General features: G+C 59.6%; 12 protein-coding genes. All 12 read right to left on the reverse strand.

The window, feature by feature from the left end:
* Positions 1 to 256 precede the first annotated feature (256 nt).
* A complete protein-coding gene (locus Q7T06_RS04425) occupies positions 257 to 790 on the reverse strand; it encodes a DinB family protein (protein WP_304780858.1) in 534 nt (177 codons plus the stop codon).
* Complete coding sequence (locus Q7T06_RS04430) at positions 787 to 1,401, reverse strand: ParA family protein (protein ID WP_304780861.1); 615 nt, start codon at positions 1,399 to 1,401, stop codon at positions 787 to 789. The genes Q7T06_RS04425 and Q7T06_RS04430 overlap by 4 nt, the downstream gene beginning before the upstream one ends.
* Before the next feature lie 158 nt (positions 1,402 to 1,559).
* Positions 1,560 to 2,990 carry a cobyric acid synthase gene (locus Q7T06_RS04435; protein WP_304780891.1) on the reverse strand — a complete coding sequence of 477 codons (1,431 nt, stop codon included), beginning with the start codon at positions 2,988 to 2,990 and terminating at the stop codon, positions 1,560 to 1,562.
* 35 nt (positions 2,991 to 3,025) lie between these two features.
* Positions 3,026 to 3,934 carry a cobalamin-binding protein gene (locus tag Q7T06_RS04440; RefSeq protein WP_304780863.1) on the reverse strand — a complete coding sequence of 303 codons (909 nt, stop codon included), beginning with the start codon at positions 3,932 to 3,934 and terminating at the stop codon, positions 3,026 to 3,028.
* Positions 3,931 to 4,932 (reverse strand): threonine-phosphate decarboxylase CobD, encoded by a 1,002-nt coding sequence (gene cobD, locus Q7T06_RS04445; RefSeq protein ID WP_304780866.1) that lies wholly within the window; start codon positions 4,930 to 4,932, stop codon positions 3,931 to 3,933. The genes Q7T06_RS04440 and cobD overlap by 4 nt, the downstream gene beginning before the upstream one ends.
* A complete protein-coding gene (gene cbiB, locus Q7T06_RS04450; RefSeq protein WP_304780870.1) occupies positions 4,925 to 5,866 on the reverse strand; it encodes an adenosylcobinamide-phosphate synthase CbiB in 942 nt (313 codons plus the stop codon). Before cbiB ends, cobD begins: the two co-directional genes overlap by 8 nt.
* 1 nt (position 5,867) lies before the next feature.
* Positions 5,868 to 6,416: a bifunctional adenosylcobinamide kinase/adenosylcobinamide-phosphate guanylyltransferase gene (gene cobU / locus Q7T06_RS04455; protein WP_304780872.1), complete on the reverse strand. Its 549-nt coding sequence runs from the start codon at positions 6,414 to 6,416 to the stop codon at positions 5,868 to 5,870.
* Entirely contained in the window at positions 6,413 to 7,711 is a 1,299-nt protein-coding gene (locus Q7T06_RS04460; RefSeq protein ID WP_304780875.1) for a cobyrinate a,c-diamide synthase, read from the reverse strand. Before Q7T06_RS04460 ends, cobU begins: the two co-directional genes overlap by 4 nt.
* A gap of 52 nt (positions 7,712 to 7,763) precedes the next feature.
* Positions 7,764 to 8,399: a cob(I)yrinic acid a,c-diamide adenosyltransferase gene (cobO, locus tag Q7T06_RS04465; RefSeq protein WP_304780878.1), complete on the reverse strand. Its 636-nt coding sequence runs from the start codon at positions 8,397 to 8,399 to the stop codon at positions 7,764 to 7,766.
* Complete coding sequence (locus Q7T06_RS04470) at positions 8,392 to 9,165, reverse strand: ABC transporter ATP-binding protein (RefSeq protein WP_304780881.1); 774 nt, start codon at positions 9,163 to 9,165, stop codon at positions 8,392 to 8,394. Before Q7T06_RS04470 ends, cobO begins: the two co-directional genes overlap by 8 nt.
* Positions 9,165 to 10,214 carry an iron ABC transporter permease gene (locus tag Q7T06_RS04475; RefSeq protein WP_304780884.1) on the reverse strand — a complete coding sequence of 350 codons (1,050 nt, stop codon included), beginning with the start codon at positions 10,212 to 10,214 and terminating at the stop codon, positions 9,165 to 9,167. The genes Q7T06_RS04470 and Q7T06_RS04475 overlap by 1 nt, the downstream gene beginning before the upstream one ends.
* A 103-nt stretch (positions 10,215 to 10,317) precedes the next feature.
* A partial coding sequence (locus tag Q7T06_RS04480; protein WP_304780887.1) for a TonB-dependent receptor domain-containing protein occupies positions 10,318 to 10,882 on the reverse strand: 565 nt, incomplete at its 5' end.

Consider the following 10,882-nt stretch of genomic DNA (forward strand, 5'->3'; position numbering starts at 1 on the left):
GACTTTGCATCGATACATCGACAGTACGAATCTGCAGAGTCGCCTCATCAGTTGTCATCAAGCCTCGACGGCGAAAAATATAACGTTGCTCTTTCCTTTGCGATTCTTGCGTAGCAGGTAGCGCATGCACAGTCATGATGACTCTTTCTCAAGGAGGAATAGTCACGAATGTACGGATGCAGCGTTACGGCTTGATGACAGCGCAAGGCGGAAATGTTAAAGATGGTGGCGCGCGAAGTGCACGGGTTCAGGCAAATTACGCTGAAGATGATGACGGTTCTTGATGCGGCATCATCATTAAATCCGTCGGGCCGAGATCGATCTTTTGCTGCGCCAGCAAGGTTGTCACCTGGCCGCGATGATGCGTCTGATGGTTGTACATGTGCGTGACCAGCAGCCATGCCGGTTTGCTGCGCGTGGCTTTGCTCAAGCCGCTGTACCAGCTGAAATCATGTGCCAGCCAGGCTGCATCCAGACTGCCGGCCCATGCATCCAGTTCTGCATCCAGTGCCTGGCGCGCCATCTGCAATGCCGCCCAATCCGGATACATGTCGACGCCAGCCGGCACGCTCGGCATGGCTCGTTCCAGCGCAGTGCCCCGGGTAAAACGGCCCAGCCACATCTGATCACCCCACACCAGATGATTCAGCGTTGAATGTATCGATTTGAAAAACGCGCCGCGGTCGGCCTTGCGCTCTGCATCGCTTAACTGTGCACTGGCGGCATAAACCTTGTCGTTCATCCAGCGGTTATAACGCGCCAATAGCTGCGCGTATTCGGGTGAAATCATTTTTTCTCGACCCACTTCAGCAAGTCTTGCCATTGCTCGAGATCTTTTTCTACGCGCGAAGGGGCAATATCCCACAGCGTCGCGCCATTTGCCGCGAGCTGGACATAGTTCTGCGTATCGCGCAAAAAACCCAGTACCGGTATGCCGAGTCCATGCACATATTGCGTCAGTTGATCGGCTGCGCGCGTGCGCCCATTGACCCGCATGCCGAGCACACCGAGATCGAATTTTCCCTTGGCTTGCTTCAGCTTCTGCAGAAACTCCTGCGTTGCCAGAATATCGAAAATCGATGGCTGCAAGGGCACGATCACCTTGTCGGCAATCTGCATTACCTTGTCGAAGCGCTTGCCGCTGAAACCGGCTGGCGTATCGAGCACGATGTGCGTGGTTCCCTTGGGCGGCTTGACGACATGACCGTCCTCGATTTCCCACGCCTGTATCGCCGGCAGGGATGCAGGGCGCAATGCCAGCCAGGAGCGCGACGATTGCTGGACATCGACATCGCCCAGCATGACCTTGTGTCCCTCCGCAGCAAAATAGCCGGCAAGATTGGTGGCAAACGTACTCTTCCCTACGCCGCCCTTAGGATTGGCGATAACGATGACTGGCATGGAATTCTCCCTGTAGCGTTGTTATAGGCGCGCTGCTCGTGAAAATCAGTCTGTACCCTAACCTTGCGCTGATTTTAAAACAAGAATATCACGCCGCCTTGGCAAAACAATAAGACGGCATCAAGCGCGCATGTTCCGGCGACAAACCGGCCATCGACTCAATCCTGACGCGCAGGCAAGGCGCACAGCGCATCCAGCAAGGGACGTGCCGCCTCGGCTATCCTGTCCAGGCTTTCCTCGCGCAGGCGCGCCGTATCGACAGATATATCGCTATCGAGGCCGGTCCAGCGCAGCAGGGCTGAACAAGCCGCCGGCGTATCGAACAAGCCATGCAGATAAGTGCCGAGTACTTGATCATCGGCAGAACGCGCACCTTCCGGCCGGCCGGCGATGATGAATGCCGGCTGGCTGCGCGCGCTGCCTTCTGAAATACCCATGTGGATTTCATAGCCGCTGACGCCGGCATCGGAAAATGCACATTGCCCACTGACCTGCTCCAGGCGCTTTTCCTGCGTCAGTTCGGTCGCAATATCCAGCAAACCCAATCCTTGCGATACGCCAGGCACGCCTTCCACGCCATGCGGATCGGCTACGGCAAGGCCCAGCATTTGATAACCGCCGCAAATGCCCATAATCTTGCCGCCATAGCGCGCATGGTGGAGCAAGGCATCGCGCCAGCCGTTGGCGATCAGCCACTCCAGATCGCCGCGGGTATTTTTGCTGCCGGGCAGGATGATCAGGTCGGCCGGCGGTATCGGCTGGCCCGGCCCTATCAATTGCAGGTCGACATCCGGATGTGCGCGCAAGGCATCGAAGTCGGTATGGTTGCTGATGCGCGGCGTTACCGGCACCACGACGCGGAAGGCACCGCGTGCAGCCTGCGTATGTTCGACTGCATCTTCGGCATCGAGGAACAGGCCATGCAGGTATGGCAGCACTGCCAGCACCGGTTTGCCGGTTTGCTGCTCCAGCCATTTCACGCCCGGCTCCAGCAGGCTGATATCGCCGCGGAAACGGTTGATGACAAAACCTATCGTGCGCTTGCGCTCGCTCTCGGACAGGCAAGCCAGCGTGCCTATGATGTGTGCGAAGACGCCGCCCCGGTCTATATCGGCCACCAGAATGACGGGACAATCGACAGCTTCGGCAAAGCCCATGTTGGCGATATCACGCGCGCGCAAATTCACTTCAGCCGGACTGCCGGCGCCTTCGACCAGCACTGTTTCATATTGCGCCGCCAGCCTGTGGTAAGACTCCAGCACCGCCTGCATCGCAAGCGGCTTGTACGCATGATAATCGCGTGCATTCATGTCGCTGCGCGCCTTGCCGTGAATGATGACTTGCGCGCCGGTGTCGCTCGATGGCTTGAGCAAAATCGGATTCATGTCGGTGTGCGGCTGCAGGCCGGCCGCGATTGCCTGCAAAGCCTGGGCGCGACCGATCTCGCCACCGTCGCTTGTGACGGCGCTGTTCAAGGCCATGTTCTGCGGCTTGAAGGGCACGACTTTCACACCTTGCTGCGCCAGCAAGCGGCACAGCGCCGCCACCAGCGTGGTTTTGCCGGCATCCGAAGTGGTGCCTTGCACCATCAATGTAGGGAAAGGAAATTTCACGGCTGCATAATTCACGGTTGAACCAGTGCTTTTGCAGTACGGCGGCTGCGCGCCAGTTCCAGCTTTTCGCACATCATGGCGGCACCATCTATCAGGCGCGGCCCGGCACGATTGACCAGGTCTGCATTCACCGAAAACAGATTGTCGTTTTTAACGGCCAGCATGTTTTTGTATGACTTCCAGATTTCAAGGCCAGCGGATTTTTCTGCCTGACGGTCGCCGGTCATCATCACTTCCGGGTTTTCCAGCAGCACCGCTTCCGTCGTCACTGTGGGCGCGGAAACCGGCAAGTGGGCAAATACATTTTCACCGCCGCACAGGCGCATCACATCGCTCAGGATGTTGCCGCCGTTGAGCGTGTACAGCGGCTTGCCCCACACCTGGTAAAACATGCGCACCGTGGGCCGGTTGCGGTATTGCGCCGCCAGACGCGCCAGTTCCTTGCGTTCTGCCGCAGCGGTCTTGTTGGCCTGCTGTTCGGTACCCATCAGGATGCCGAGTCGCTCTACGCTGCCGGGAATGTCAGCCAGCTTTTTGGGTTCGCTGAAAAAGAAAGGGATGCCCAGTTTGCGCACGTGCTCTAGCTGGCGTTCAGAATTGCCATGCAGCCAAACCACCAGCAAATCAGGTTTGAGCGCGATGATGCGTTCCACGTCTATCTGCTGGTGACTGCCGACGCGCGGAATCTGCAGCGCGGCCGCCGGATAATCGCTGTAGCCGACAGTGCCGACTATGCGTTCGCCACCGCCGGCAGCAAAAATCAGCTCGGTCGCATGCGGCGCCAGCGAGATGATGCGCTGCGCCGGTTGCGCCAGCGTCACCGTATTGCCGCCATCGTCCTTGACACTGATGGCAGCAGTGGCCGATCCGGCAATCAAGGCCGCACCCAGCACGATGGCTGGCATGAAGAAAGAGTTCATTCGATTTCCTGTGAAATAGTCCATGCAAGCAGCGCCTGTTGCAGTCGCTGCCAGCCGCTTTCATCCGGCGGCAGGCCGATGCGCACGCCATGCGAAAAAAGCCTGATCCAGATTCCGTGTTGCGCCATGTATGCTGCAAACTCAGTCGCGCATGCTTCTGGCCAGTATTGGTACAGTGCGGTGCCGCTGGCTGTAATGCCATGCGCTGCCAGCAATTGCTGCAAACGCGCGCCGCTGTCATGCAACTGCTGCCGCATCGCACGCTGCCATCTGCGATCCGATAATGCTGCAATGCCTGCCTGTTGCGCCGGACCGCTGACTGCCCACGGCCCCAGCCAGTCTGCAAGCTGCTGCAGCAAGGCTGGATGCGCCGCAACGAAACCCAGTCGCAGACCGGCCAGCCCGAAAAACTTGCCGACCGAGCGCAAGACGATCAAACCGGATTGCGCGCTGGCTGCCGCCACGCTCAGTTCCGGCGTGGTATCGCCAAACGCTTCATCGACTATCAGCCAGCCGCCGCGTGCTGCCAGCTTTGCAGACCAGCGCAGCAGGATGTCCGCGGCAATCACTTCGCCGGTAGGGTTGTTCGGATTGCACACCACCATCACATCGCAATCATCGATCTCGGCTTCCAGCTGCGCATATGCCACCTCACGCACTGCATGTCCAGCCTGTTTCCACTGATGGCCATGCTCTGCATACGAAGGCGCGGAAACCAGCACCCGCGCTGGTCCATGTGTTTGCGCACGCAGGCGCGGCAAGCCTTGTATCGCCGCCTGCGTGCCGGCCACCGGCAGCATGTGCGGCGCACCGTAATAGCCTTGCGCAGCCTCGATCAATGCGGTGCTCGGTTCCGGCAGGCGATGCCAGGCATCAGGCGCTATTGCCGGAGTCGGGTAAGGTTGCGGATTGATGCCGGTAGACAGATCCAGCCAGTCTGCCCGCGGCCGTGCATACAGCCGGACTGCATCATTGAGGTTGCCGCCGTGTTCAAGCATCCAGCACTCCCACAATGCATAGCAGCGCCAGCCACAGGACAGTCGTCGATGCAACCAGCCGCCAGGCGCGTGCGATGTCCTTGCCTGTTGCGCGCGGTCCTGCACCCAGCGACGGACGCTGTTCCACTTCGCCTTCATAGATGGCGGCACCGCCCAGCGTAATGTTCAGCGCGCCGGCGCCGGCCGACATCACCGGCCCCGCATTCGGACTGGACCAGGCCGCTGCCTGCGCACGCCAGCACTGCCAGGCGAGGCGCGTATTGCCGAGCAAGGCATACGACAATGCGGTCAGCCGTGCCGGGATGTAGTTCAGCACGTCATCGATGCGCGCCGCCGCACAACCGAAGTCATCGAAGCGCGGCGTGCGGTAACCCCACATCGCATCCAGCGTGTTCGCCAGACGGAACAGCACAACGCCAGGGCCGCCTGCAATGACGAACCAGAACAGCGTGCCGAATACCGCATCGTTACCGTTTTCCAGCAGCGATTCGACGCCGGCCTTGGCCAGCTCGGATTCTTCCAGTTGCGTCGTATCGCGGCTGACGATGCGCGCAGTCCACAGCCGCGCTTGCGGTATATCGCCATCGATCAGCGCCTGCGCTATCGGCTGCGTATGGTCGCGCAGGCTGCGCAAGCCCAGGCTGAAATACAGCAACAGCGCATGCACGCCCATCGCGATGAGCGCATCGAACTGCGCCAGCAAAAAAGTCAGGCCCCACGCCAGCAGCACGAAAGGCAATACGACCAGCCCCCAGGCCAGGCTGCCGCGTGCCAGGCGCCGCTCGCCGGTGTTGAGTTTTTTCTCCAGACGCGACGCCAGATTGCCGAAACCGACCAGCGGATGCCAGCGCGTCGCTTCACCCAGGCGCATGTCCAGACCGACGCCTGTCAGCGCCAGTATCGCGATTGCAGCAAATGACAGACCTGTCAGCATCTCAGCCCTTCAACACCAGCGGCAGGCCGGCCACGACCAGCACGGCACGCTCGCAACGCGCGGCCACCGCCTGATTCAATCGTCCTGCTTCATCGACGAACCAGCGCGATACGGCGCCTTGCGGAATCACGCCCTGCCCGACTTCATTCGTGACCAGTATCAGCTCACCTTTTGCATGCTCGAGCGCCTGCAGCAAGGCTGCGCGCTCTTGATCGAAACAGGCGGGTGGCGTGATGGTGCCGACGGCGGGAAATTCCGTGCGTTCCGCAAACAAGAGATTGGATAGCCATATCGTCAGGCAATCGACCAGCACCAGGGTATCCGGCCGGCTGTATTTTTCTATCGCGGCGCCCAGCGCCATCGTTTCTTCCACTGTCGTCCAGCGGCTATCGCGGCGCTCGCGATGGTGTGCGATGCGCGCCTGCATTTCCGCATCGCCGGCTTGCGCGGTGGCGATATAGATCAGCTGCCGGCCCGATGCCAGCGCCAGTGTTTCAGCATGCGCACTCTTGCCGGAGCGCGCACCGCCTATCACCAGGGTGCGCGTCATGACAATTCACCGGCCAGGAAAATACGCGCCATCGCAGCCGGACAGGATGAAAAGTAGGCATGGAAATACGTCGCCGTCAGCGCACGCTGCCGGTACACGGCTTCGCCGTGCGCGCCATTCAAGCGCTTGACAGTCTGCGCCACCGGTTCGGCCGGTGTCGACAAGACAGAATAATGGAAGGCGTGGCCGCGCAATTCGCCATCTGCAGTGGTCAGCGCCTGCATGCCGAGTCCTGCCAGCTTGCCCTGCATGCTCACTTCGCCCGGCAGCAGGCCGACCATCGGCCACTTGGTTCCTTGCGCATCGGTCAGGCTGTCGGCCATCACCATCATCCCGCCGCATTCGGCAAGTATCGGCATGTCGCTTTCATACGCTGCGCGCATCGAATCCTGCCAGCGCTGTGCCGCTGACAGCGTGGAACAATGCAGCTCAGGATAGCCGCCGGGAATATAGACGGCATCCGCATTTTCCGGAACCGCTTCGTCATTCAGCGGTGAAAAGAATTGCAGGCTGGCGCCCGCTGCACGCAGGCATTCCAGATTGGCTTGATAGACAAATGCAAATGCCGCATCGCGCGCGATCGCGATGTTTTTTCCTGCCAGCAGTTGCGGCGTGGCCGCTGCAGCAAGGGCAGTATCCATCGCCACCGGCGCAATCGCATCCCAGGCCGACATATCAAGTTCGAGCTGGTCTGCCAGCTGATCCAGCACTTGTTCTATCTCGGCGATCTCGTCCGGCTGCACCAGCCCGAGATGACGCTCCGGCAGCGCGGCCTGCTGCTTGGACAGCGTCGCCAGTATCGGCACGCCACGTACACCCTGCGTGATCATTTTTGCATGCGAGGTGCTGGCCACGCGATTGACAATCACGCCGGCCAGATCCACCGGGCCGTACTGCTGCAAACCGAGCACCACGGCGCCGACCGTCTGCGCCATTTTCCCGGCATCCAGCACCACCACTACCGGCACGCCGAATGCGCGCGCCAGATCGGCCGACGACGGATCGCCATCATACAAACCCATCACGCCTTCAATCAGGATCACATCGACTTCCGCAGCGGCTTGCGCCAGCAATCTGCGGCACTCATCGAGGCCGACCATCCACAGGTCGAGCGCATAGACTTCTGCGCCGCTGGCGCGCTGCAAGATCATCGGATCAAGATAATCGGGACCGGTCTTGAAGACGCGCACGCGCAAACCCTGGCGCAACAGCTTGCGCGCCAGCGCCGCGGTGACCGTGGTCTTGCCCTGGCCCGACGCGATTGCGGAAATGAGAACGATGCGTGCGCTACTCATGACGCCCGTCCGGATGCAACCGAGCGCAGCATGCATGAAATAAATAACTTCATCACCACTCAACTCCCGGCTGTGCCGCAATGCCTGCAGCAAACGCATGCTTGACGAGCTGCATCTCGGTCACGGTATCGGCTGCGGCTATCAATTCAGGCGGCGCGCCGCGACCGGTCACGACCACGTGCTGCATGGGCGGACGCGCCTGCAGATCGGCGATCACGCGCTGCACATCGAGGTATTTGTATTTCAATGCGATATTGAGCTCATCCAGCACCACCAGGCCTACCGCCGGGTCACTCAGCAATTCCCTGGCGCGCTGCCAGGCGATTTCTGCATTGGCGACATCGCGTTCGCGATTTTGCGTTTCCCATGTATAGCCTTCGCCCATCACATGGAAACTGATTTCATCCGGAAAGCGTCGGAAGAAATTTTCTTCGCCAGTCACAATCGCCCCCTTGATAAATTGCACCACGCCGACTTTCATCCCGTGGCCGAGCGCACGTGCAGCCATGCCAAAGGCGCTGGAACTCTTGCCCTTGCCATTGCCACAAGTCACCAGAAATACGCCGGCATTGCGCTTCGCATTTTCAATTTTCTTGTCGACGACTTCCTTCTTGCGCGCCATGCGCTCATTGTGCCGTTCGTTAAGGCCATCGGCATTCTTGCCTGCGCCATCCAGATTTTCACTCATGTTCTTCCTCTACTGCCAGATAAATAGTCCGTTTGCCGTGCTTGACGATTTCGATAGGATGGCCGAGGCAGGCACTCAACAGCGGCGCCTGCATCACGTCATCGACGGTGCCGGCATGCCAGCGGCCGTCGCCCATCAACAGCAAGGCGTGGGTGGCCACGCTGTGCGCCAGGTTCAAATCATGGCTGACCATGACGACCGATTTTTTCTGTTCGCGGCACAGCCGGGCCAGCAAATTCATCACGCTCACCTGATGCGCCAGATCGAGCGCGCTGGTCGGCTCGTCCAGCAACAGCAAGGGCGTGTCCTGCGCCAGCACGGCGGCGATCGCCACCCGTTGCCGCTCACCACCCGAGAGCGAACGCACATCGCGCTCGGCCAGCGTATCGACATCCATCATCTGCAACGCGACATGTGCGGCCGCATGGTCGGCATCCGATTCCCAGTACGCCGACTCATGATACGGATGACGTGCAGTCAATACGGTTTCTATCACGCGGTAACCGAAGGCATCGCTCCTGCCCTGCGGCAGGAATGCACGCTCGCGTGCCAGGTCCTGCAGGGGCCAGTCGCTGATGGCGCGTCCCTGCAATTCCACACGGCCGCCGTCGGCTTCACGCAAACCAACCAGGGTGCGCAACAAGGTACTCTTGCCGGCACCGTTGCGGCCTATCACGCACCAGCATTCGCCCGGCCCGACTTGCCAGTTCAAGCCATCGACCAGCAAGCGGTCGGCTATGCGCAATTGCAAATCATCGGTCTTCATCAGCGCTTCCTCAACTGATGCAACTGCAACAGGAACACAGGCACACCTATCATCGCGGTGATCACGCCTACCGGTAACTGCTGCGGCGCGACGATGCTACGCGCCAGCGTATCGGCCAGCACCAGAAAGGCGCCGCCTACCAGCGTCGCCGCAGGCAACAGCAGGCGATGGTCCGGCCCCAAAACAAAACGGCAGGCATGTGGCACGATCAAGCCGACAAAACCTATGCTGCCGGCATTGCTGACTGCACTCGCCGTCAGCAATGCCGCACATAAAAATAATCCACTGCGTAACTTGCCTACATTGATGCCCAGCGTGGACGCTGCTTCCGCATGCAAGGCAATCACATTGATCGCACGCGCTGCGCGGGTCGAGAATGCCAATGCACCAGCCAACACGATCCATGGCAGCAGGCGGAATTGCGTGCCCGACAGATCGCCTATCAACCAGAACACCATGCCGCGCAAACGGTTATCCGGCGCCACCGACAGCATCAAGGTCACCAGCGCACCGCAGCCCGAAGCCAGTATCACGCCGGTCAGCAACAGCAGCGGCGCACTGCCGTCAGCACCGGCGGCGCCGCGCAAGTCGCGTCGCGCCAGCAGATACAACATGACGGACACAGCTATCGCACCGCCGAACGCCGCCACATCGATCATCCAGGTCAGCGTGCACAGCAACATCGCCGCCAGCGCACCAACGGCGGCCCCGCCCGATACGCCAAGCACATACGGATCGGCCAACGGATTGCGCAGCAAGGCTTGCATCATGACGCCGGCCAGCGCGAGCGTGGCGCCGGTGACAAATGCCGACAAGGCGCGGCTCAGACGCAATTCAACCAGCGTCGCCGCCATCGTCGATGTTGTTCCATGCACCAGTTCATACACCGCAGCGGCGATATCCGGCAGCGACAGCGCGACCGAACCAGTCACGCAAGCGATCAGGATACTCAGCAATGCGAGCAAAGTCAGCGTCGACAATATGGTCCATGCGCGCGTGCGTCCCTGCAGTGCAGTGGCACCTGCGATTCCCAGCGTGCCGGCACTCATAACCAAAAAAACATTCCGACTTCCTCATGAATTCGCGCATGCAATGCCGGATGACTATCCAGCAGCATGCGCGACGATCTAACAAACGCTATTTTACAAATGCTTATTTAAAGCCGTAACGCACGCCGGCAAAAACATTGGAGCCTGCGGTCTGATACGTTTGTGCAAGCTCATATTTCTTATCCAGGACATTATTCCAGCGACCGAACAATTGCCAATCGTTATTCAAATCATAGCTGGCATGCAGATTTAACAGTGCGTAACCACCCAAACGCTTGGTTTGATTGGCTGCATCATAGCGATAGCCGGAGAAAACAATATCAACGCCGGACTTGAACAAGCCATACACATGGCTTGCGCCCACAGTGCCATGATAGCGGGAGCGACGCTCAATCAGCATATCGCTCTTCTTGTCGCGCGGATCCTGCCAATCCAGGCTTCCATACAAGCGGAAGTCTGCCACTTTTGTGGCGGCACCCAGGGAAACACCTTTCAGCAGCGCATCACTGACGTTATCCATGCAACTGCTACCGAGCGCCGGGTTCGGGCATGGCGATTTGCTGACCAGCAGGTCCGTGATCTGATTGTGATAATAGACAAGGCTGAAATCGGATTTTCCATCGTCGTAATACATGCCGATTTCCGAGTTCTTTCCTTTTTCCGGCTTC

Source organism: Herminiimonas sp. (genome assembly GCF_030645555.1).
GTDB lineage: Bacteria > Pseudomonadota > Gammaproteobacteria > Burkholderiales > Burkholderiaceae_D > Oxalicibacterium.

Bases quoted from the DNA above. Each gene is read 5' to 3' on its own strand.
- Q7T06_RS04425 (WP_304780858.1), bottom strand. From the start codon at position 790: ATGATTTCACCCGAATACGCGCAGCTATTGGCGCGTTATAACCGCTGG.
- Q7T06_RS04430 (WP_304780861.1), bottom strand. From the start codon at position 1,401: ATGCCAGTCATCGTTATCGCCAATCCTAAGGGCGGCGTAGGGAAGAGT.
- Q7T06_RS04435 (WP_304780891.1), bottom strand. From the start codon at position 2,990: ATGGTGCAAGGCACCACTTCGGATGCCGGCAAAACCACGCTGGTGGCG.
- Q7T06_RS04440 (WP_304780863.1), bottom strand. From the start codon at position 3,934: ATGAACTCTTTCTTCATGCCAGCCATCGTGCTGGGTGCGGCCTTGATT.
- cobD (WP_304780866.1), bottom strand. From the start codon at position 4,932: ATGCTTGAACACGGCGGCAACCTCAATGATGCAGTCCGGCTGTATGCA.
- cbiB (WP_304780870.1), bottom strand. From the start codon at position 5,866: ATGCTGACAGGTCTGTCATTTGCTGCAATCGCGATACTGGCGCTGACA.
- cobU (WP_304780872.1), bottom strand. From the start codon at position 6,416: ATGACGCGCACCCTGGTGATAGGCGGTGCGCGCTCCGGCAAGAGTGCG.
- Q7T06_RS04460 (WP_304780875.1), bottom strand. From the start codon at position 7,711: ATGAGTAGCGCACGCATCGTTCTCATTTCCGCAATCGCGTCGGGCCAG.
- cobO (WP_304780878.1), bottom strand. From the start codon at position 8,399: ATGAGTGAAAATCTGGATGGCGCAGGCAAGAATGCCGATGGCCTTAAC.
- Q7T06_RS04470 (WP_304780881.1), bottom strand. From the start codon at position 9,165: ATGAAGACCGATGATTTGCAATTGCGCATAGCCGACCGCTTGCTGGTC.
- Q7T06_RS04475 (WP_304780884.1), bottom strand. From the start codon at position 10,214: ATGAGTGCCGGCACGCTGGGAATCGCAGGTGCCACTGCACTGCAGGGA.